At 43.6% G+C, this 23571-nt stretch carries 19 protein-coding genes; 11 read left to right on the top strand and 8 right to left on the bottom strand.

Annotation, left to right across the window (positions count from 1 at the left end; translation table 11 throughout):
• Positions 1 to 34: 34 nt before the first annotated feature.
• Positions 35 to 1594 (bottom strand): murein biosynthesis integral membrane protein MurJ, encoded by a 1560-nt coding sequence (gene murJ, locus L5M49_RS20190; RefSeq protein ID WP_105249941.1) that lies wholly within the window; start codon positions 1592 to 1594, stop codon positions 35 to 37.
• A 252-nt stretch (positions 1595 to 1846) separates the two neighbouring features.
• Here murJ and rpsT point away from each other — a divergent pair, with 252 nt between their 5' ends.
• Positions 1847 to 2113, top strand: a complete 267-nt coding sequence (gene rpsT, locus L5M49_RS20185) for a 30S ribosomal protein S20 (RefSeq protein WP_011790375.1) — start codon at positions 1847 to 1849, stop codon at positions 2111 to 2113.
• Positions 2114 to 2176: 63 nt separating this feature from the next.
• Here the strand turns inward: rpsT and L5M49_RS20180 are convergent, their stop codons facing one another.
• On the bottom strand, positions 2177 to 2473 hold the full coding sequence (locus tag L5M49_RS20180) for an ArsR/SmtB family transcription factor (protein ID WP_006084975.1): 297 nt from the start codon (positions 2471 to 2473) through the stop codon (positions 2177 to 2179).
• Positions 2474 to 2609: 136 nt separating this feature from the next.
• On the opposite strand from L5M49_RS20180, the gene L5M49_RS20175 reads away from it, so the two are divergent.
• On the top strand, positions 2610 to 4013 hold the full coding sequence (locus L5M49_RS20175) for a M28 family metallopeptidase (protein ID WP_263266720.1): 1404 nt from the start codon (positions 2610 to 2612) through the stop codon (positions 4011 to 4013).
• Between the two features lie 65 nt (positions 4014 to 4078).
• On the opposite strand, the gene yaaA is transcribed toward L5M49_RS20175, so the two are convergent.
• Complete coding sequence (yaaA, locus tag L5M49_RS20170) at positions 4079 to 4852, bottom strand: peroxide stress protein YaaA (RefSeq protein WP_263266719.1); 774 nt, start codon at positions 4850 to 4852, stop codon at positions 4079 to 4081.
• Between the two features lie 129 nt (positions 4853 to 4981).
• Positions 4982 to 6424: an alanine/glycine:cation symporter family protein gene (locus tag L5M49_RS20165; RefSeq protein WP_263266718.1), complete on the bottom strand. Its 1443-nt coding sequence runs from the start codon at positions 6422 to 6424 to the stop codon at positions 4982 to 4984.
• A gap of 428 nt (positions 6425 to 6852) precedes the next feature.
• Here L5M49_RS20165 and L5M49_RS20160 point away from each other — a divergent pair, with 428 nt between their 5' ends.
• The 5 genes from L5M49_RS20160 (at position 6853) to L5M49_RS20140 (ending at position 13852) form a co-directional block, all read left to right on the top strand.
• Positions 6853 to 9219: a phosphoketolase family protein gene (locus L5M49_RS20160; protein ID WP_105249944.1), complete on the top strand. Its 2367-nt coding sequence runs from the start codon at positions 6853 to 6855 to the stop codon at positions 9217 to 9219.
• Positions 9220 to 9461: 242 nt separating this feature from the next.
• Positions 9462 to 10586 carry an OmpA family protein gene (locus tag L5M49_RS20155; RefSeq protein ID WP_263266717.1) on the top strand — a complete coding sequence of 375 codons (1125 nt, stop codon included), beginning with the start codon at positions 9462 to 9464 and terminating at the stop codon, positions 10584 to 10586.
• A 250-nt stretch (positions 10587 to 10836) separates the two neighbouring features.
• Positions 10837 to 11793, top strand: a complete 957-nt coding sequence (gene tal / locus L5M49_RS20150; protein WP_263180752.1) for a transaldolase — start codon at positions 10837 to 10839, stop codon at positions 11791 to 11793.
• Between the two features lie 19 nt (positions 11794 to 11812).
• Positions 11813 to 13450 carry a glucose-6-phosphate isomerase gene (gene pgi, locus L5M49_RS20145; protein WP_263180751.1) on the top strand — a complete coding sequence of 546 codons (1638 nt, stop codon included), beginning with the start codon at positions 11813 to 11815 and terminating at the stop codon, positions 13448 to 13450.
• Between the two features lie 216 nt (positions 13451 to 13666).
• Positions 13667 to 13852, top strand: a complete 186-nt coding sequence (locus tag L5M49_RS20140) for a DUF3545 family protein (RefSeq protein WP_006080618.1) — start codon at positions 13667 to 13669, stop codon at positions 13850 to 13852.
• A 316-nt stretch (positions 13853 to 14168) separates the two neighbouring features.
• Here the strand turns inward: L5M49_RS20140 and L5M49_RS20135 are convergent, their stop codons facing one another.
• From L5M49_RS20135 to L5M49_RS20120, 4 genes are all read right to left on the bottom strand, one after another.
• Positions 14169 to 14705 carry a hemerythrin domain-containing protein gene (locus L5M49_RS20135; RefSeq protein ID WP_105249947.1) on the bottom strand — a complete coding sequence of 179 codons (537 nt, stop codon included), beginning with the start codon at positions 14703 to 14705 and terminating at the stop codon, positions 14169 to 14171.
• Between the two features lie 236 nt (positions 14706 to 14941).
• Positions 14942 to 15673 (bottom strand): hypothetical protein, encoded by a 732-nt coding sequence (locus L5M49_RS20130; RefSeq protein ID WP_263236573.1) that lies wholly within the window; start codon positions 15671 to 15673, stop codon positions 14942 to 14944.
• Positions 15666 to 16271: a sigma-70 family RNA polymerase sigma factor gene (locus L5M49_RS20125; RefSeq protein ID WP_219252931.1), complete on the bottom strand. Its 606-nt coding sequence runs from the start codon at positions 16269 to 16271 to the stop codon at positions 15666 to 15668. Before L5M49_RS20125 ends, L5M49_RS20130 begins: the two co-directional genes overlap by 8 nt.
• A 45-nt stretch (positions 16272 to 16316) precedes the next feature.
• On the bottom strand, positions 16317 to 18176 hold the full coding sequence (locus L5M49_RS20120) for a vWA domain-containing protein (RefSeq protein ID WP_263266716.1): 1860 nt from the start codon (positions 18174 to 18176) through the stop codon (positions 16317 to 16319).
• Between the two features lie 232 nt (positions 18177 to 18408).
• Here L5M49_RS20120 and dauA point away from each other — a divergent pair, with 232 nt between their 5' ends.
• From dauA to L5M49_RS20100, 4 genes are all read left to right on the top strand, one after another.
• A complete protein-coding gene (dauA, locus tag L5M49_RS20115; protein ID WP_263266715.1) occupies positions 18409 to 20172 on the top strand; it encodes a C4-dicarboxylic acid transporter DauA in 1764 nt (587 codons plus the stop codon).
• Positions 20173 to 20440: 268 nt separating this feature from the next.
• Entirely contained in the window at positions 20441 to 20932 is a 492-nt protein-coding gene (purE, locus tag L5M49_RS20110) for a 5-(carboxyamino)imidazole ribonucleotide mutase (protein WP_168823554.1), read from the top strand.
• A complete protein-coding gene (gene purK, locus L5M49_RS20105) occupies positions 20932 to 22035 on the top strand; it encodes a 5-(carboxyamino)imidazole ribonucleotide synthase (RefSeq protein WP_168823556.1) in 1104 nt (367 codons plus the stop codon). Before purE ends, purK begins: the two co-directional genes overlap by 1 nt.
• 163 nt (positions 22036 to 22198) lie before the next feature.
• On the top strand, positions 22199 to 23452 hold the full coding sequence (locus L5M49_RS20100; protein ID WP_263266714.1) for a sensor domain-containing diguanylate cyclase: 1254 nt from the start codon (positions 22199 to 22201) through the stop codon (positions 23450 to 23452).
• Positions 23453 to 23571 lie beyond the last annotated feature (119 nt).

Genomic DNA, 23571 nt, shown 5'->3' with positions numbered 1-23571 from the left:
TGATTATATAACAGCTAGCGATGAGAATCAGCAATCAAGCTCCCCGTTTAATTGACCAAGGACGAATTCCGAGCAAAAGCAGACACAATAAGTAACTGACTGCCCCAACTAAAATTAAGCCTATCAAGGCTTTCGCACGATCGAACAAATGCCAATCTAACCAAATTTGTTGTGAAGGCAAAAAGTAATACAAGACTACCACCATCAAGGCTGTAGAGACCACGGCTTTAGCAAAAAACACCATAGTCGGCCTAGAAACACGATAAACGCCAGCTAAATGCAAGCCTCGGTATAGTAATGTGGCGTTAAGCAATGCTGACATCGAAGTCGCAATCGCCAGTCCAACATACCCAAAAGGAATAGCAAACAGCAAGTTAAAGCCCATGTTTGTGATCATGGCAATAATGCCATAACGCACAGGTGTTTTGGTATCTTGACGAGAGTAATAGCCAGGAGCAAGCACCTTAATCAGCATAAAGCTAAGCAAACCACTGCCATAAGCCATCAAACTATAGGAAGCCATTTCAACATCATGCAATGAAAAAGCACCGCGCATAAATAATACCATCAACATAGGCTTTGCGAGCACGATCAATCCCATCATAGCCGGTAGACCTAGCAGTAGAATCGCTTTAATCCCCCAATCCATCGTCTTGCCAAAGCCCGCACCTTCGTCATTCACATGGTTTCGTGACAGCGCAGGTAAAATCACAGTAGCAATCGCGATCCCAAACAATCCTAAGGGAAATTCGAGTAAACGGTCGGCATAATAGAGCCAACTTATTGAACCCGTCATCAAAAAACTGGCGATAAATGTATCAAATAGCAGGTTAATCTGTGAGACAGACACGCCAAACAATGCTGGGATCATCAAAGTTCTGATTTTCACCACGCCCGGGTGATGCCAGCCCCAAGAAGGCTTGACGAGCGCATTTTCACGCAATAAAAAGGGAATTTGAAATAGGAACTGAATCAAACCACCACAAAAAACGCCCCAAGCCAAGGTAATCTCAGGCTGGGTCGATGTAGGCGCATAGAAAATAGCCGCCGCAATAATTGCCACATTGAGAAATACAGGTGTAAAAGCCGATACCGCAAAACGGCCTCGGGTATTTAAAATTGAGCCCGCTAATGCCGTAAATGTGATAAACCACAGATAAGGAAAAGTAATTTTAAGCACAACGGTAGCGAGTTCAAATTTAGCACCATCTGGCTCGTTGTTAAGCCAAGCGATAAACCAACCACCACCGAATAAAGCTGACAACACAGGTGATGCAACCACCCCCAAAAGGGTCACTATTGTCACTAGTAAACCTAATGTGCCCGCAACTTTACTCAATAAATCACGAGTCTCTTCTGCAGTATGTTTCTCTTGGTACTCAGTTAAAACAGGTACAAACGCCTGTGCAAAAGCCCCTTCAGCAAACAAACGACGTAAAAAATTAGGAATTTTATTTGCAAAGAAAAACACATCAGCACTTGTCCCAGCGCCCATCAAATTAGCAACCACCACATCCCTAACGAGACCTAAAACTCGGGATATCAATGTCATAGCACTAACAATCAGGCCAGATTTTAATAATTTTCTACTCAAACGTCCCCCAGACCCATATCGAATTGATTAGGTGATACATCTCAAAAAATCGATTCAGGCTCTGTCACACTGCGGTAATAGCTGCTAGAATTGCGCCACATATTACACGAGTTGGGTCGAAGATAGCCAAGGCAGGTTGGATTAATTTATCTTTATGATGAATATTCAATCATAGTCATTGACAAAGTGACTAAATGCAGGCATATTCCTCGGCCTTTAAAAGTATCAAATCCAGTTTTTAGGAGTTGCACCTTGGCTAATAGCAAGTCTGCAAAGAAGCGCGCGCTTCAATCTGAAAAGCGTCGTCAGCATAACGCCAGCCGTCGCTCAATGTTACGTACATACGTTAAAAAAGTAATCGCTGCAATTAAAGCAGGCGATCACAAAACAGCAACAGAAGCTTTTGCTGTTGCACAACCAATCGTTGACCGTATGGCGACTAAAGGTCTTATTCACAAGAATAAAGCCGCTCGTCAAAAGGCACGTTTGAACGCTAAGATCAAAGCAATCGCTGCTTAATCTATAAAATAGCAAATGAAAAAAACCGGCAATTGCCGGTTTTTTTATATCTGAAAAACACTATTAATGACAATAAATGTTGTTCAATAAGTGAATCATCTCCCGTACTTCATCACTCTTGAGTGAATAAAATACCGTTTGCGCTTCTTTGCGTGTGGTTACTAAATTATCTTTGCGTAACCAAGCAAGGTGTTGTGATAGTGCCGATTGACTTAAGCCTAATTTTTTATTCATTTCGCCAACGCACATTTCTCCTTCATTCAATAAATAACAAAGAATAAATAAACGGCGTTCGTTCGCGAGTGCCTTTAATAGCACTACGGCATGATCGGCTCGCTCCTGCATTAATTCAATATTCATTACGCACTTTCTCTCCTAAAACTAACCCCTGCGCTAATATAGCGTCGCCTTACGGATATAGTCGGGACATAAAGCACACTTTTTGCTAGATTGTTTTTAAAAATGGGACATGCTTAATAAAAATAAAGGAAATCTAATGAAGCCCTATCAAACTACACTTCTCTCGAGTCTTTTAATCGGGAGTTTAAGTGCGTGCCAAACTCAAGTAGAAACTGCCCCTAGTGAAGTCATTCAATTACAACAGGCAGCATTATCTTCGCAATTAAGCTATGACTTAGTCGAATCACTCACGGTTGAAGTGGGTCCAAGACTTGCAGGTAGTCCAAAGGATATCCTCGCCGTTAACTGGGCGATAAATAAACTGACCAGCCTTGGTTTTGACCGTGTTTATAAAGAAGCCGTACAAGTGCCAATTTGGGAGCGCGGTGAAGCCAAAGCCAAAATCACCGTCCCTGTAGAACAGCCGTTGGTCATTACTGCGCTTGGTGGCAGTATTGCAACTCCTGCTGGAGGTATACAAGCTAAAATCGCGCGCTTTGATAGCCTAGAGGCATTACAACATGCCAAGCCTGAAGATGTGCAAGGTAAGATTGTTTTTATTGACCAAAAAACAGAGCGCCATATCACTGGTGAAGGTTATGGTAAAAGCGTTGGTGGCCGCTCGAAAGGGGCAATCGCTGCAGCACAAAAAGGGGCTGTTGCTATCGTGATCCGCTCTATTGGCACAGATCATGACCGCATGGCCCATACTGGCATCATGCGCTACCAAGATGGCGTGCCTAAGATCCCCGCGGCTGCCATGTCAAATCCCGATGCTGATTTGGTTGGTGCATTGCTAAAACGCGATCCTAATGCCCTGCTCGAATTGCATATGTCGCCAAAAAACTTAGGTTTTAATACTTCTTACAATGTCATTGCCGAAGTAACGGGCAGTAGTAAGCCCAATGAAATAGTGCTCATTGGTGCTCATTTAGATTCCTGGGATGAAGGTACTGGCGCGATTGATGATGGCGCTGGTGTCGCCATTGTGACGGCTGCAGCCAAGCATATTCAAGATCTCGTGATAAAACCCGCTCGCACAGTTAGAGTCGTGCTATATGCCGCTGAAGAAGTTGGGCTCGTTGGCGGTAAAGCGTATGCAGAGGCTCATAAAGCGGAATTACCGCTGCACTACATAGCTGCAGAGTCTGATTTTGGGGCCGGTAGAATTTATCAAATCGACACTAAAGTGAATGAGAACATATTCACAAAAGTACAGCAAGCGCTCAGCCCTATGTCATTCAATGGCGTTGCACTGGGCAATAACCAAGCTTCAGGCGGGCCAGACGTGTCTATGCTCCCCGCCTTAGGTGTTCCAGTTGCATCTTTGAGGCAAGATGGCCACGATTATTTCGATTACCATCACACACCGAATGATACCTTAGATAAAATCGACCCTGCCGCATTGGCTCAAAACGTGGCCGCCTACGCACAATTTGCTTATATCATGGCAAATTCAACGGTGACATTAACGCCTTTAGTCACCCAATCTGAAAAATAGGCCATCAATGATATAGAGAACAGCATTAGCTGTTCTCTATCAATTAACATCTTATCGATATTTCGCTATTGCTCTTCACGTAAAAACGTTGGATTTGTTAGGGAACTCTGCTCTTCACTATAATAATAACCAGCAACATTAAATGCTTTTAATTCATCTAAAGTGTTAATTTGATTCGTAATGAGATATCTCGCCATCATGCCTCTAGCACGCTTAGCAAAAAAACTGATCACTTTATATTGACCATTTTTACAATCTTTAAATATGGGTGAAATTAATTGCCCTTGAAGTTTTTTAGGCTTTATTGCTTTAAAATATTCATTAGATGCAAGATTGACAATAATATCACTACTCGTTTCAGCAAGCGTTTCATTTACCGCTTGAGTTAACGTCTCTCCCCAAAACTCATATAGGTTTTTACCTTTAGGATTAGAAAGTGCCGTGCCCATTTCTAAACGATAAGGCATAATTAAATCCAGCGGTCTGAGCAAACCGTAAAGTCCAGATAAAATACGTAGTTGTGACTGAGTTCGAGCAATTTCATCTTCAGACAATGTATCAGCATCAAAGCCAGTATACACATCGCCTCTAAAAGCAAAAATGGCCTGTTTTGCATTATCTAAACTAAAATCTGGCCGCCACTCCCCAAAACGTGCCGCATTTAAACCCGCAATTTTATCGCTCACCTTCATTAAAGTGGCGATGTCTGTAGGGGTCAATTGCCGACACACTTGGATCAACTCCTGACTATAAGTTAAAAAATCAGGTTGTGAATACACCTGCGTCAGTGGCGGCTGTTCAAAATCTAAGGTCTTCGCCGGCGAAACCAATATCAACATCAAAAACTCCCAACAGAAACAAAAATACATGCCTATGATACTGAACGAACATAAAAAAACCACGCTTTAACAGCGTGGTCTTTTCGATTACAACAATCAGTAATGCCTATTGTCGATGCGCTAGGCTAACTAAAGCTTTTTAGCCGGCACGAGACTGCTATCTTGCCAAATATCATCATCAAGCTGATCCATCAACTCAGGAAATTTACTACGATCGAATTCTGGAGTCTTACCCGCTTTGATCTGTTCGCGATAATCATTGATAACGCGAATTGCCAGACCCGATAATAGTAATAGAGCAACAATGTTTACCGTCGCCATCAATCCCATCGAAACGTCAGCCAAGTTCCACACTAAACTTATCTTAGCGACGGCACCAAACATGACCATGCCAAGCACACACAAACGGAATAAGGGCAGTGCTTTGGTACTATTTCCCATTAAGTACATCACATTTGTTTCAGCGTATGAGTAATTGGCTATGATGGATGTAAAGCAGAATAAGAAAATAGCCACCGCAATAAATGCGCCACCCCAGTCGCCAACATGTGCAGACATGGCATTAATGGTTAATCGAATCCCATCATCACTCGAGCCAATATCCCCTGATAGCAGGATTATCGCAGCCGTTGCAGTACAGATAACGATAGTATCTGCAAACACGCCCATCATCTGCACAAAACCTTGGGATGCTGGATGATTAGGGTTAGGCGATGCACTTGCCGCAACATTCGCCGCACTGCCCATGCCCGCTTCGTTCGAGAAAAGTCCGCGAGCAATACCCGCTTGCATTGCCTGCGCGACAGTATAAGCCACGCCGCCAGCGGCAGCCTCTTGCCAACCAAAAGCACTTTTCACAATTAAGCTAATAATCGCAGGTAATTGTTCTAGGTTGAAAATAACGATAATGAAGGCTACAAGAATGTAGGCTAAGGCCATAATGGGGACAAGAAATTCAGATACTCGCGCAACTTTACGTAGACCACCGACAATCACAAATCCACTGGCAATCACTAGCCCAATCCCTACATAGGTTGGATTAAAACCAAATACTCGCTCCATGGCACCGGTAATAGTGTTAGCTTGTACTGCATTGAATACTAAACCAAAAGCAATGATCAAAAAGACAGCAAATAAAATGCCCATCCATTTCTGACCCAATCCTTTTTCCATATAGTAGGAAGGACCACCGCGGAACTGGCCATTATGATCTCGGACTTTATAAACCTGCGCTAAGGTTGATTCAACCATAGCGGTCGCCATACCTAAAATAGCGATAAGCCACATCCAAAATACTGCACCTGGACCCGCTGCACCAATAGCAACAGCAACACCGGCCATATTACCAGCACCGACACGGGCTGCCATACTCGTACAAAAGACTTGAAATGAAGAAAGACCGCTATCGCAACCTTGCCGACTCATGGTCATAACTTTGATGGAATGTTTAAAGTGGGTTAACTGAATAAAGGCAAGTCTAATGGTGAAATAGAGACCAGCTCCTACTAGTCCATATACTAACAACTTACCCCAAAGTAGCGCATTCAAAAAATTAACTATGGTTTCTAACATATTATTTTACTTCTTCCCGTAGCAAATGCTCCTCTAATTGCAATTAAAGGTACAACATCTGTGGTGAATGAATCCTTCCAAGTTAAAGGTAAGAATTTCGGTAGATTTATTTTTTCAAATTATCCTTCCGTGAATTTACAACATCACGGCTACCGAATTCAACGCAGCAAAATAGCACAGTATTCGAAATTGCTCATGTGATCAAGCTCGCGTTTGCACAGTTAAACGCCATTAATATCACGTCTTACAACACTAGCTAAGCTACTGTTAAAGCTGGATTAACAAAAGGTCTAAGTTGCGCTATTATTTTTAACAGCAAAAACAACTTTTAAAATTTGGATGTAGGGCACATTTTTGTAATAAAACTACAAATATAGTAACCCCATAGAAACTTCAATCATCTCTTGTTTGTTTTAGTGAGGCTTAACATGACACAAATACATGAAATCAATGCTCTGAAAAAGTATGTCAGAGCGACAAACTTTCTTGCGACCTCGCAAATTTACCTCAAACAAAACGTCTTACATAAACGTCCACTTGCCCATACTGATATCAAGCCACGTTTACTTGGCCATTGGGGCACCTGCCCAGGTATTAACTTTGTCTATGCCAACATTAACCGCTTGATAGTGAAGCATAACCGCTCTTTTATCTATTTAGTCGGTCCAGGCCATGGTTTTCCCGCTGTACAAGCAAACTTATTTATTGAAGGCTCTTTAAGTCATTTCTATCCAGAAACTATTCCCTACAATGAAACTGGCATCGAAGATATTTGTAAGAAGTTTTCTGCCGCTTATGGCTATCCTTCACATGCAAACCCAGAAGCACCTGGACAAATTCTTGAAGGTGGCGAATTAGGCTACTCACTATCAGTAGGCTGGGGGGCTGTATTAGATAATCCAGACCTGATCGCAACCGTCTTAATTGGTGATGGCGAAGCAGAAACGGGACCATTAGCCGCATCTTGGTATGCAAACCGCTTAGTTTCACCAGCGACCAGCGGTGCAGTATTGCCAATTGTGCACATTAACGGCTATAAGATTTCCGGTCCTACCCGTATGGGCCGTATGAGCCATGAAGAACTGGATCTTGAATTCCGTGGTCTTGGCTATTTCCCCATCATAGTTGATAACGAATTAGAAGAAGATATCTATGTGCAGATGACAAATGCCATGGATACCGCTTATACCATGATCAATGACATTCAACGTCGAGCACGCAGTGGCGAAGATGTAGTTAAACCAAAATGGCCAGTCATTTTAATGCGTACAGCCAAAGGTTGGACTGGTGTCAGTGAATATAAAGGTAAGAAATTAGAAGGTAACTGCGAATCGCATCAAGTAATCGTCAATAAATGTGCTACTGATAAGGGCCATTTAGATGCACTGGATAATTGGCTTGCCAGTTACGACTTCCAAGAACTCTATCAAATGAATGAAAAAGGCGAACTGATTTTTGATGCCGACATTTGTTCATTAATCCCACCCAAGCAACTTGCCTGTGGCCGTCAACATTTAACCTATGGCGGAGAAGTTGTTAGAGCATTAACCAATCCAGATCTTGAAAAACTCAGCTATGGCCCAGAAGTACCACGTGGTCAACGTGGCTATTCAATGCTAAAAATGGGCGAATGGATGCGCGATGCATTCAAGTTAAACCGCGACCAACGTAATCTACGTATTTTTAGCCCTGACGAAACCTATTCAAATCAACTACAAGCTGTATTTGAAGAAACCGATCGTGCATGGCAGTGGCCAATTGAGAGTTGGGATGAAGATATGTCCCGTGAAGGTCGAGTCATTGAACTGCTTTCTGAAAACTTACTTTTTGGCATGCTACATGGTTACACAGTAACAGGCCGCCACGGCATGCTACCCACCTACGAAGCATTCTCACAAGTTATCTCATCGATGGCCGATCAGTACTGTAAATATGTCTACGCCAGCCAAGGTGTGCATTTCCGTAAGCCACTGCCAGCCTGTAATGTCGTATTATCTTCATTACTTGAGCGCCAAGATCATAATGGCTATTCACATCAAAACCCATCTTTTCTTGGGGCTATGCTGGAGAAACATCCAAAAATAATCTCGGCTTACTTACCCGCAGATGCCAACAGCACACTGGTTTATACAGAGCGAGCCTTCGCTGACCGTGACAAACTCAATATTCTGGTTGCAGGTAAAAAAGAGTTACCACAATGGCTAAGCTTGGAAGAAGCGCGTAAACAAACAAAAGACGGCGTAATGGTGTGGGATTTTGCCTCAGATGAGAATCCCGATATTGTGCTGGCAGGATGTGGTGATTATGTCACTCAAGAATGTATGGCTTCTCTAGTATTAATCAGAGAACTCCTTCCAAGAGTGAAAATCCGCTTCGTTAGTGTCACTGAATTAAGCAGTGATGGCTTAGGTAGCCGTAAATTTAAAGAAAAACCTTGGTTAATGGACGAAATATTTACTCAAGATAAAGGCGTGGTATTCAACTACCATGGTTACCCAAATACAATCAAAAAGTTAATTTTTGATTACAAAGGCAGCCGTCGCTTCAGAATTAAAGGCTACGAAGAAGAAGGTTCAACAACAACGCCATTTGATATGGGTGTTCGTAACGGTACATCACGCTATCACCTTGTAATTGATATGGCTTACAAGCTGTTCCAACAGGGCGTTATTGATGAAACTATGCACGTCTCTATCACCACTGATATGCTGCAAAGATTAGTTGACCACCGCAACTATATTAAAGCGAATGGTGTAGACCCAGTAGAAATCGAAAATTGGGTATGGACACGTTAACATTTACATAAAGCCAACAAAATAGTTCATTTTAAAGGCACTCCTCGGAGTGCCTTTTTTACGTTTAAAAATAACTTACAGAATGCCTACCTATAAAAATGAAGAGCCTTAGCTCTGGCTAAATTTAACAAACCAAGTGATAATTAATCGCTGGCTACAATACCAAAGGATCCCCACACTAAGTGCTAGCAATGTTTTGCGCACACATAAGCGCAAAACATATTGGTGGAGAATCATAAATAATGGAATTGGAGAACATGATGAATCATAAATTGAAATTTGTACTGCTTGCATCGCTATTACCTTTCACTGTATCTGCGGCTCAAGAACTAACACCTTGGTATATCGGTGGCGGACTTGGCGTAAATAACTATGAGCCGAACTGCGATTTAAAAACGACTAAAGTGTGTGGTGAAGATGACCCATATGCTTGGGATATATTCGCAGGTTACATGTTCAATGACTACTTTGGTATTGAGTTAGGTTACCGTAATCTTGGTCGTGCAGAATGGACCGACTATAGCAATAAGCTAAATGATCTAGGAGTTAAAGGTACTACTCTTGGGCTAGTTGGTGTTTGGCCGATTGCTAACAACTGGAGTTTATCAGTCGAGGCTGGCGCGATGAACTACTTAATATCCAATAATAAACAATGGGGTAGCGAATACTATAGTGATAGCGGTATTGCTCCTTATTTGGGTACAGGTATTGGTTATAACTTCACTGAAAACTTAAAACTTCAAGCTAAATATCGTCGTTATGAAAATTTAGATGAAGATAAGTGGGGTTCGTTTGAAGGTGAAAGCAACTACTGGGGTCTAGAACTGAGTTACCGTTTCGGAACTCCAGTTGCAGTAACTCCAGTTGCAGCAACTCCAGTTGCAGCAGCACCGGTTGATTCTGACAACGATGGCGTTTACGACGACAAAGACCAATGTCCAGCAACACCAGTAACGCACAAAGTTGACTCTGTTGGCTGTACCATTTACGAAAACGTAAAAACTAAAGAAGACGTAGGTTCAATCCAGTTTGCTAACGATTCTGCTGTAGTTAAAAATGTTTACTACAAAGACATCGAAAGATTAGCTAACTACTTGAACAAAAATCCAGCTTTCACTGTTGAAATCGCAGGTCACGCCTCAAATGTAGGTAAACCAGAATACAACATGGAATTGTCTGACAAACGTGCTGACGCCGTTGCCAAGATTCTTGTAGAGAAATATGGTATCAGCGGAAGCCGCGTAACTTCTAACGGTTACGGTGTTACTCAGCCATTGGTTGCTGGTGATTCAAAAGAAGCTCACGCTGCGAACCGTCGCATCGAAGCTATCGTGACTACCACAACAAAACAACCTGTTCTGAAGTAATAGTTCTTACTGAAGTAAAAAAGTCGCTGCTTGCAGCGACTTTTTGTTTTTATGGGGTATACACTAGGACAAGCGACGCCCTCTACTGCTGCCAAGATGATAGCCCGTAGCTCGAGCCATACCTTAATAGACATAAAATTGTCATTTTTGTAATTTTTTTACATTCAAGGTTGGAAAAGTTGGCAAAATCGCTTCTAATAGTCATCAGTGAATTCCGAGTTAAAACTGCTACCTGAGAAGGATGTTTTTCATGGCCAATACATTAGAGCAACTCAAGTTATATACCACTATCGTCGCTGACACAGGCGACATCGAAGCGATTAAACGCTACCAACCTGAAGATGCGACCACTAATCCATCACTCATCTTGAAAGCGGCTCAAATTCCTGAATATGAATCCCTTATAGAAAACGCTATAAACTGGGCAAAATCACAAAGTACCGATCTCGTGCAGCAACTTGATGATGCCAGCGACAAACTAGCGGTCAATATCGGCGTAGAAATACTGAAACTCGTTCCAGGCCGAATTTCAACTGAAGTTGATGCCCGTTTATCATTCGATAAAGAAAAATCAATCGCTAAAGCCCATAAATTGGTTCGCCTATATAAAGAAGCGGGTGTAGATAAATCACGCATTCTGATCAAACTCGCTTCAACTTGGGAAGGCATTTGTGCCGCTAAAGAACTAGAGCAAGAAGGCATCAACTGCAACTTAACCCTACTATTTAGCTTTGCTCAAGCGCGTGCGTGTGCCGAAGCGGGTGCTTATCTCATTTCTCCTTTTGTAGGCCGCATACTTGATTGGTACAAAAAAGATACGGGTAAAGATTACAATGCCGTAAATGACCCTGGTGTCATTTCAGTGACTGAAATTTATAACTACTACAAACAACACGGTTTTGACACTGTTGTTATGGGTGCAAGTTTCCGTAATATCGGTGAAATTATTGAGCTAGCAGGTTGCGATCGTCTGACCATTGGCCCTTCTCTATTAGAAGAACTGGCTAATTCGCAAGTTGACATCACACCTAAACTGGTTGCAGCAACGACCACTGTCGCTGCAGAACCCCCATTGACTGAAGCGCAATTCCGTTGGGACTTTAACCAAGATCCAATGGCGGTTGATAAGCTTGCCGAAGGCATTCGAAACTTTGCGATAGACCAAGGTAAGCTCGAAGTCATGCTCACGACTAAGCTCGCGAACTAAGCACTCTGGAGACGGTGAAATGACACTCTTGACCCAAAGCTCAACATGGCAAGCTTTATCAGCACACAGTAAAAATATTCCGCATATGCGGGAATTGTTTGCAACTGACGCAGCACGTTTCAATAAAATGTCGCTATCAGCCTGTGGTTTATTACTGGATTACTCTAAAAACAGAGCAACAGCGGAAACGCTGGATCTGTTATTTGCGTTGGCAAGCAATAGCCAACTTGAAGCAAAAATCAAAGCGATGTTTGCAGGTGAAATCATTAACACCACAGAGAAGCGCGCCGTACTGCACACTGCGCTTCGCAGTACTGCAGAACAATTGATTATTGCCGAGGGTCAAGACATAGTTCCTGAAGTTCAACAAACTCTAGATAAGATGCAAGGGTTTGTGAACTCAGTGACGTCAGGTCAATGGAAAGGTTACACAGGTAAAGCGATAACCGATATTGTCAGTATTGGTATTGGCGGCTCTTTCCTAGGCCCCAAAATCGTCTCTCAAGCGTTGCGCCCTTATTGGAACCCCGAATTAAATTGTCACTTTGTGGCAAACGTCGACGGGACTTCTATTAGTGAGAAGCTGAAGTTATTGGATCCTGAAACGACCTTGTTCATCATGTCATCCAAATCTTTCGGGACACAGGAAACCTTAACTAATACCCTCACCGCAAGAGACTGGTTCCTAGCGAAAGGCGGTTTGCAGTCTGATGTGGCAAAACACTTTGTCGCAGTCACTTCAAACGTGGCAAAAGCGACAGATTTTGGCATAGATGCAAACAATATTTTCCCTATGTGGGATTGGGTTGGTGGCCGTTACTCTCTCTGGTCAGCGATTGGCTTGCCGATTGCACTTTTGATCGGTATGGATAACTTCAGGGCTCTACTCACAGGTGCGCATCAGATGGATGAGCACTTCGCCACAGCACCACTGACTGAGAATATGCCGGTTATCATGGGATTACTCTCCCTATGGTACGGAAACTTCTTTAATGCTCAGTCCCATGTCGTATTAACCTACGATCATTACCTACGTGGTTTACCCGCTTATTTCCAGCAGCTAGATATGGAAAGTAACGGTAAATCAGTCACCTTAAATGGTACTGATGTTGACTACAGCACAGGTCCCGTCATTTGGGGGGGCGAAGGCACTAATGGCCAACATGCCTACCACCAGTTATTACATCAAGGTACCGCACTGATCCCTGCCGATTTCATTATGCCGCTGCAAAGCCATAATCCTATCGGTGAGCACCATGACCAATTAGCGTCAAACTGCTTCGGTCAAACCCAGGCCTTAATGCAAGGTCGTACTTTTGATGAAGCTTTAGCCGAACTTGCTAATAGCGCATTATCCGCCACAGAGAAGCAACTGATCGCTCAACATAAAGTCATGCCTGGTAACAAGCCGAGCAACACCTTACTTATGGATAAGCTCACTCCAAGTACCCTAGGCGCTTTAATTGCCTTGTATGAACATAGAACCTTCGTTCAAGGTGCTATTTGGGATATCAATTCCTTCGATCAATGGGGTGTAGAACTCGGTAAGAATCTCGGTAACGATGTGTTAGCACGCATTGGCGCAGAGCAAGATTCCGATGCTTTAGATGCCTCAAGCAACGCATTGATTAACCTTTATCGACAAGGCAAAATCTAATCGAACAAAAAGCCAGCAATTGCTGGCTTTTTAATTCTACCCCGTTCTTTTTATTAAATTTTCCTGCTTAACTCCGCTCTACTTCTGCATATAACATCAATGACATATCACTCAAAGTTCATTTCAACTTAACACAAATGAAACATAATTCTTGCACCCTGTTTTAAAAATATGTTATTTAATCGCTGACAAAACATACAACAACAGGAGGTTGCCATGGATCGTTTAGATTATGGTTGTGCGCTAGATGAAGTCGTTGAAAGACCCGATCGTTCGCGAGGCTCCAATAAAAAGCGTAAATGGCGTGAGATCGAAGCGTTAAAAGATAAGCATCGTTTGCTCAAAGAACTCCAAGAAATCGATAATAACTTTAACTACGACATTGATGCTATCCAGTTGTAATTACATGTTTATATGAGCTAGTTATCATTTCAAACATGAATAGAAAAGCGCCCTTCGGCGCTTTTTTTTATTTACAACTATTGGAGCAAACAAAATATAAGCGGGGTATGACCTTACGAGCCGGAGCTTTAAAAAACACATCAAAAAAACCAGTAAGTTACGATAAAAACCAACGTCATCGACTCCGATAATACTTTACAAATCCCAACCAACTTTGGCTCACAAGACATCGTAGTCGGAATCAAAAATCTACTCCTCAACCGTATAAAAACACCAGCTTAAGCCCACCAACATGGACCCAATAAACTAAAGAGTATTAGTCAGATGCTGTGAGATAAACCCGTAAATCTTCAAATTCTTTCTGCTCTCGATCAAGAAACAAAGGATCATCGATCAGCGATTTCTGACACTCTAACTCAATAACTTGCCAATCTTGCTCAGTTAAACTTTTAGCTAACAAAGGAAATATTTCCCGTTCCTCCATCTGCATATGTCGCTCTTGCAATGCGACATACTCTGCAAAATCAACAATCAGTTTCTCGCGGGCAACCACAATATCACTGAGGATCAAGTTTAAAGTCGCCATCAAGGTGGCCGAGGATTGGATCACCGACTCATGTTCGGCACTCAATTTATCGATAGTATCGTTCGTTTTATGGGCTAGGTAGTAGGCATAAATAATGTCTTCAATGGGATGATGGCAACGTTCAGCATATCCTTGCATATATTCAACAATATCGCGCACGACGCTGAAGTTGATTGACTCACCTTCGGATAGTTTCATTTGCTTGTTTTTTAAAACATTTAGCAATACAGCTATATGTTTATGATCATGCATGAGTCTTTTAAGCATAATGCCTCCTGAATATGGGTCTGACTATTGATACTAGCCAAGTCGTGAACTAACACCAATATAACAGGTTAAAACCTGTTCACTTTATGACGTTGATCAAGTAAATCACATACCAAACAGTAAACAGACCACAAACATTAGCACGTCTCGGCATATTTCAGGGAAATTTAGCTGTTTATCTCACCACTTTGCGATTTCTAATCACTTTTTTATTACTAAATACCACAATCACATAGTCATTTGGCAAGCTGATGTAATTGCTGTTGTAGCTTTTTAAACTCAAGTCTTAATACTTGCTGCGATTCGATTTGCTGCGCTTCATCGACATCCTTAACTGCAAGATACGGGTAATCCTTGAGCAGTTTTTGTTCAAGCACGAATGCTTGCTCAGTCTCCTTCGCTTCGATGAGGACTTGTAACCGATGTAAATACTCAGTCAATGACACTTGATTGATTTCAGCAGACTCAGATAATTTTGGTGCATTCATAGACCTTGCAGCGATAGCGGGGCTAATTGTATCCTGCTGCTCAGTTGCTCCCAATGCGGCTTTAGCTTGCTGCATTTCCGTCTGTCTTTTATGTTCAGCCACGGCTTCTGTTTGCATTTTTAAAGATTGCATCGCTTCAGTATCAGCCATTCTTGCCATCGTTTGTGGCGCGGGGGCACTCATCACCATAGGACTTGGAACAAGTGTATCTTCGACTTGAGGTCGATTCAGCACCAGCAGACCAACAACAAGCACTAACGATGCCGCGCTCGATAACGCCCAAGGATGGCGTCGCCAGACAGAACTTGGCGCTTCAACGGCGGTTATTTTGCTTTGATGCATTTCAGCTAAGTGAGTTTGCGCCAGCTGTAAGATATCTTGATCGAGTTGCTGCGGTGGAACCTCTAAGGCCTGTTGGCGATACCAAGCCAGCACTTCCTGTTGTAATGCGCGCTCATCAGCACTTGAAGAATTACTCATGACCCGCCTCCTGCCATTTCGCGCTGACACAATCTTTTAGGCTTTGGTAAGCATAACGAATACGGCTTTTAGTCGCTTCTAAGGTCACGCCCGCAATGTCGCTAATGATGGCAGCCGTAAAACCCATTTCAATATTCAGGATAAATGCCTCTTTCTGAACTTGGGGTAACAGTGCGATACAGGTCTTTAGCAATAAGCTCTTTTGCGCTTCTTGCCACTGCACATCGGGCTTATCTTGCTCACCCGCCACAAAAGTATCGAGTCCTGCATCATCTTCATCAGTAGCGACTAAATCCACGGGCTTAACCGCCCGTACATGATCAATCAATAAGTTATGAGCGATACGATATAGCCAAGTAGTAAACTTAGCACTGGTTTCATAGTTAGCCGCAGCGCGGATCACCCGCCCCCAGGTTTCTTGATACAAATCTTCAGCTAACTGCTTATCACCTAACTGGCGTACAAAGTAGCGATAGAGTGCACCTTTGTGCTTCAGGTATAACTGTTCAAATGCTTTTGAATCGCCCTTGGCATAGCACAACATCAATTGCTCATCTGAGTGCTCATGGTTTGATAATTGCGCTATTGCTAATGCCACGGGAAATTCCTCGTCATTGGGGTTAGCCACACGAATTTACTTTTACTATTGTAATCTCTCATTGCGCGTATTGCTCTTGTCTCTCACAGGCTCGCCATGAAGCTTATCTTGGGGAGGAAAAGGTTTATCCGTACCATCGAATACCTTCTTAATCGGCACATGATTAGATTGCTCTATGGCCGCGGCGGTTTCCATTAATTGCACAAACTCATGGCGATATCCAAAGGGATCGTCCCCTAATGCCGAACGTGCTAACTGGCTTAACTTAGTATAATCAAATTGATGTAGATAATGGCTGCCATTCAGTAATTGCCCTAATCCTGCAACCGCTGCTGCAAATCTAAAATCATCACTCGCTTGTTCTAACAGATTAACATTTTGGTCTAACCTGATGGGATAACTCAGTAACTGACTCTGTGTTTGTTCTGGCAACTTGTATCTCAGTTTAAGGAAAGCGATTTCTTCACGGCTGTATTTTTCTTGCCCCGTTTGAGCATCAACGCCATATCTGAGTTTATCATTCGCCATCTGCCCTGCTTCAACATATCTTAATTCATATAAGGCAGTCACTGTATGACCCGCGCCAATTTCGCCCGCATCCACCTTATCGTTGTTGAAATCCTCCCGTGCTAAAGCACGATTCTCATAACCGATTAGACGATACTCAGACACTAAGGCCGGATTAAACTCCACTTGCACTTTGACGTCTTTAGCAATAGTGAACAAGCTTGAACTTAACTCGTCCACCAACACTTTTCGAGCTTCATTCAGGGTATCGATATAGGCATAGTTGCCATTGCCCTTATCCGCTAATTGCTCCATGAGTTGATCGTTGTAATTCCCCAAACCAAACCCTAAGGTTGTCAGGCCAATACCATGATCTTTTTCCTTCTCAATCAAGGCAATCAAATCATCAAAATCTGTCATACCAACGTTGAAATCACCATCAGTCGCGAGGATGACTCGATTAATACCATGGGGGATGAAATGCTTTTTCGCCAATTGATAAGCTTGTGTTATTCCTTGCCCACCATTGGTTGAACCACCTGCGCTCAATTGCTCTAACGCATAGGTTAAAGTTTGAGTGTCATTACCCGACGCGCCATCGAGCACTACACCAGCAGCCCCAGCATAAACCACAATAGAAACTTTATCCTGCGCGCTTAATTGCGCCGTCAACAGTTTTAATGCCGTTTGCAGTAAAGGCAATTTATCTGCAGATGCCATAGAACCTGACACATCGAGCAAAAAGACTAAGTTACTCGCGCCTAATTGAGATTTAGGTAAGTCATACCCTTTAAGACCAATCCGTAACAGCATCATGTCATCGTTATAAGGGGATGGCGCAAGCTCTGTCGTAACGCTAAACGGCGCGGCATTTTTAGCAGGTAAGGGATAATCGTAGGCAAAATAATTAAGCATTTCCTCAACTCTGACAGTGCCTTTCTCGGGCAAGCGCCCTTCCCTCAGCATCCGCCTTAAGGTGGCATAACTGCCAGTATCGACATCGATGGAAAAAGTCGATACTGGGATTTCTCCTGCCACCATGATGCCATTTTGCACCAGCGGCTCGAATTTATTTTGTGCTAACGGAATCGCGGCATAGTCTGACGGCGTTGGGGCTATGTTCATTCCCATCACTGCACCATGGGTAGACATTTGCATCGGCGCCGCGACTCTGGCCATCTCAATCTGAGTAGCATCACGCATTTCAGCACGGCGCAGTGACACTTCTTTATGACTCTGCTCCGCTTGTCGTTGTTGAGCCTCAGAGCCTTTACCGCCACAGGCCGTTAAACTCAGCATGACTAAGAATAAAGCTGCGCTATTGCTCGCCGATATGCTGGCGTTTCCCCAAGGTAATAAGGAATGTGCAATGGTTTTCTGGGAGTATATTGTTTTCATGTTGAATGCCTTTGATGTTGACCTAAGGCTGTAAACGGCGCAAATGACTAAAAGGGTTAAAGTATCAAAATATTTTACAAACCACTCTTAAATGAGAATCAAACAGCCTCCAAGCACACTATTTATACAAAACAAAGTATTTTCAATCGTTTTTGTAATCAAGCTCACACTGCGTCTTGTATCAGGTCACTAAAATAGAAGCTTGTTACTCGCCTCGCTATGGGACCCACTCGTGTCACACTCAGCTCATTTGTTTTCCCTAAGAATCGCCCACGCACTCACAGAAGCTTGCGTGAAGGATAAGTATTCGTTTAAACGTTTTGGGCAAGATCTTCTTGCAGGTCTCACTGTCGGCATTATTGCCATTCCGTTAGCAATGGCATTAGCCATTGCCAGTGGAGTAGCACCTCAATACGGTTTATACACTGCGATTGTCGGCGGTTTTATTATCGCCATATCTGGCGGCTCACGTTATAGCGTGTCAGGCCCGACAGCGGCATTCGTAGTATTGCTCTATCCGATAGCCCAACAGTTTGGTTTAGCTGGATTATTAATCGCGACTGTAATGTCCGGAATGATACTCGTCGGCATGGCAATGCTGCGACTTGGCCGATTAATTTTGTATATCCCTGAATCCGTCACCTTAGGCTTTACCGCGGGGATAGGTGTCGTCATCGCGACCTTGCAGCTCAAAGATTTTTTCGGACTCGATATAGCCCAGATGCCAGAGCAATATCTGGCTAAGTTGATGACATTAGCTCAAGCCCTACCCTCGGTGCATTTACCTAGCCTACTGGTAGCATCCGCGACCTTAGCGACTATGCTACTTTGGCCAAAACTCAAAACACCCGTGCCAGCGCACCTTCCAGCTATTATACTCGGCACTATGTTCGCCTTGGTTCTCAATGCCATGGGTGCAGATATAGAAACCATAGGAACCCGTTTTCACTATCAACTGATTGATGGCACCACAGGCATGGGAATTCCTGCCGTATTACCCAGTTTCGAATGGCCTTGGCTGCAAGCTGGCGCGAATGGCCAAGCCTTTCAGTTTAATCTCGCGACCTTTCAAGCCTTATTACCTGCCGCCTTTGCCATTGCCATGTTAGGCGCAATTGAATCGCTACTTTGTGCAGTGGTGCTCGATGGCATGACAGGTAAACGTCACAGTGCCAACAGTGAATTACTAGGCCAAGGTATAGGTAATATCATCACACCGTTTTTTGGTGGTATTCCGGCCACTGCAGCAATTGCCCGTAGCGCGGCAAACGTCAAAGCGGGCGCTCAGAGCCCGATAGCGGCGATGATCCACGCCATAGTAGTCTTAATTGGTTTAGTCGCCTTAGCGGGCGTATTAGCTTATTTGCCCATGTCAGCCATGGCAGCCCTGCTACTTGTTGTGGCTTGGAACATGAGTGAAGCCCACAAGGCACTACATTTAATTAAAACTGCGCCCACCAGTGATATCATGGTTTTTGTCAGTTGCTTTTCATTAACGGTTATTTTCGACATGGTGATCGCTATCAGTGTGGGAATTATCCTTGCTGCCTTGCTGTTTATGAAAGAAATTGCCGAGATGACAAAGCTTTACGATATCAGCACCAACAAGCGTTATGTGGATCAAGAGCTACCTGCCGATTGGGCTGTCCTCAAAATTAACGGGCCGCTATTCTTCGCTGCTGCTGACCGCATTTTCTCCGAAATCGCGAGTCTCACCGAAGATAAACAAGTGATAGTGCTTTATCTCGATGGAGTATCTATTCTGGATGCGGGAGGATTAGCCGCACTGACGAAACTGATTGAAAAATGCAAAGCGAATAAAACTAAGCTCATTATCGCCGATCTGCAGTTCCAGCCCATCCGAACGCTGGCAAGAGCCAAGATCCAGCCAATTGAAGGTGTATTGAAGTTTTACTCGACCCTACGTGAGGCAATGACAGAAGCGCCAGTTATCACTCAGCAAACTGAAATCACTGCGGATAAGCAGACACAGTAAACCAGTAGCACGATCTCAGGGCTTAATGTTGCTGACTTATCTCAAAGGCCAACCTCAGTGTTGGTCTTTTTTATTGCTCAATTACCTCACCTATTCATCGCCGCGAAAGACGTTTTTTCACACGCAAAAACGGGCAGAAATCGCTAGGATCATGGTATTATTCAGCGCCATGATGCTAGCTACCGATGACGGCTAGACAAGCATCAACTGTACCTAGACCTGAAACAAGGTCAAAATATAATTAAAATTAGTGAGTTAAGGAGTTATCATGCAAGCCCTTGTTGCTGTTGTTATGGGTTCTAAAAGTGATTGGCCCACGATGGAAGCCGCCGCTGAGATAATGGATAAACTGCAAGTGCCTTATCATGTTGAAGTGGTTTCCGCCCATAGAACGCCAGATAAACTCATGGAGTTTGCAGCCTCTGCCGCCGAACGTGGTTTTAAAATCATCATTGGTGGCGCCGGTGGTGCAGCGCACTTACCCGGTATGATTGCCTCTAAAACTCGCTTACCCGTATTAGGTGTACCAGTCCAAAGTAAAGCCCTGTCAGGTATGGATAGCTTATTGTCTATCGTTCAAATGCCAAAAGGCATCGCCGTCGGCACCTTAGCCATAGGTACAGCGGGCGCATTCAATGCGGGATTATTGGCCTGCCAAATCCTTGCGAATAACGATACAGAATTAGCGGCTCGTGTTGACGCTTTCAGAGAAGAACAGACCCGTGCGGTACTGGACAATCCAGACCCGAGGGAAGTCTAATGACCCAGACAAACACTAAACCTAAGGTTTGGGTATTAGGTAATGGTCAGCTGGGCGCCATGTTGACCCACGCTGGTGAGCCATTAGCGATTGAAGTTAACGCCGTCGATATCATGACGCCTACGGATGACATTCTACCACTCGCGCCCCACGACATTATTACCGCCGAGCGCGAACAGTGGCCAGAGTCCGCCCTGAGTTTACAACTCAGCTCACACCCCCATTTTGTTAATGGTCCGGTATTTAGCCGTTTAGCCGACCGTTTTAGCCAAAAAAGTCTACTCGACCAGCTCAGTGTTCCCACAGCGCCTTGGACCTTAGTTGACGATAACACCCAAGTCGATACCCTGTATCAGCACTATGGTCCTAGAGTCTTGATGAAACGCCGTACTGGGGGTTATGACGGTAAAGGTCAACATTGGCTAAAAGAAGCCGAAGCGGGTGATATTCCAAACGATTGGCGTAACCTTGCGATTGCTGAGCAAGCGATTAATTTTGATGAAGAAGTATCATTGGTTGGCGTGCGTACTCGCAAAGGCGAATGTGTGTTTTATCCGCTGACGCTGAACTTGCATCAGGACGGCATTTTAATGGCGTCGATTTCGCCACTGGCACGCTTAAGCCCCTTACAAGCCCAAGCCGAAGCTATGCTCAGCGCCATTATGCACGAGCTTGAATACGTTGGCGTGATGGCGATGGAATGCTTCCGTGTTGGTGATGAGTTATTGGTGAATGAGCTGGCGCCGCGAGTGCACAACTCTGGCCATTGGACTCAAGCCGGAACCCATATGGATCAATTCCAGCTGCATCTTAGAGCACTTTGCGGAATTGCGATCCCACAGCCACAAGTGAATTTTCAGTGTGTTATGGTCAACCTTATCGGTATCGATAATGACCCTCGCTGGTTAAGTTTGCCCAATGCTGAGTTGTACTGGTACAACAAAGAAGTTCGCCCGGGTCGTAAAGTCGGACATTTAAACCTATCAGTGCCAAATCAAACTGTGCTCAACCAGAGCATAGCCGCACTGCAAACTTGGATGCCAATCCAATACCAAGCACCATTAGCTTGGATATTGGCCGAATACGCAGAAAATTCGCGTTAATTCAGTATTTAGTACCAAAATCACTGATATGAAATTGTTCACAGTTTCATATCAGTTTATATTTCAATTTTCGTTATATACTTAACTGAACTCAGTGTGAATACGTTAGTGATGTATAGCATTCAATGATTACTAGCAATGACACAGATAAAGGAATAGTCGAGTGAAATTAAGGGATAATTTCAAACGTAAGACCATAGATCGCTTAGATTATCGCTATCATCTGCTACTGCTTATAGTGCCGATATGTCTATTCATCCTGCTGTTTATCTTTAATGCACCCACAGAAAATTGGACTATCCTGCCCTTACTGTTTGTTTGCATCATTTATATTTTTGCCTACAGCCTAATTTACTATTTGCATCAGGGTCGTTTAACTCGACTATGGCAGCATTTAGAGCAAGTCGTCACCATCAACGATGCCATCTATGAACTCGCCCATCTCTCGAGCCATTATAAAAATGAGCATGCCTTTCTGGACGCCTTACTCAATAAAGCCGTGTACGTGATTAATGGTGCCGAAATGGGCAGCATCATTAAAATCAACGAGGTGAATAATAAACTGTATTTTGAATCTGTCGTGGGGCTCGATTTAGTAAAGCTCAGACAACTGGATTTTACCTTAGAGCAAACTTTTGAATATCGACTCACTGAAGGGAGATGCGATCAAGTGGTGGTCATCAATGATATGAAGAATATCAATGCGGCTAGCACCTTAACGGAAGATGATCAAAAAGTGTTACTCTCAGTGTCGAAGCAGCCGATACGCTCAACCCTGTCTAGCCCTATTCGTATTGATGGCAAACTGTATGCCATGCTCAATCTCGATAGCAGTAGCCTTGGCGCCTTTAGCGATTACGACCGCAATCTTGTCTCTATCCTAACTCACGAAGCTAGCAATGCCATTGCGCTCTATCAGAAGTCACTGCAGATCACTAAACTCGCCAATTTTGATCCATTAACAGGACTTTATAATCGAAAGAATTTTGAAGATGAACTGCACCACTGGCAGCACAAACCTCACTTAGGCAGTTTTTTAATTATTATCGATATGGACAATCTCAAGTCCATTAATGATGCCTATGGGCACCAGATGGGTGATGTTGCCATCAAGCGAACAGCCACCGCCATGCTCACCTATTGGCAAAATAAAGGCATTATTTCCCGTTTTGGTGGCGATGAGTTTGTCGCTTTATGCCATGGGCCGTTAGCTCAAATTGAACAGGACTTAGATGATATGCGCAAAACCTTGAATCAAGGTTCAGAGCTTAGCCTAGGTTTTAGTTTTGGTATTGCCCCCTTCGAAGCCGATTGGTATCAATCCTTTAAGACTGCAGATCATGCTATGTATGAGCAAAAGCGTGCGAAGAAAAAAGCCATTCAGGCATTAGAAACCTTCGCAGTGAAAGCGCAATAAATCAATTGAAGTCAGTTGCTGCAGCCGATGTCAAAAGGCTAATATCAACAATCAGTAAGCGTCGGAGTTGAATATCTGAGTTTAAGATTTGAGTTTACTATCTCGATTAGCTATCTCGA

It is taken from the genome of Shewanella sp. SM74 (assembly GCF_025653725.1).
Lineage (GTDB): Bacteria > Pseudomonadota > Gammaproteobacteria > Enterobacterales > Shewanellaceae > Shewanella > Shewanella oncorhynchi.
Note: the sequence above shows the minus strand (reverse complement) of the source record. Positions and strands in the feature narration are given on the sequence as shown.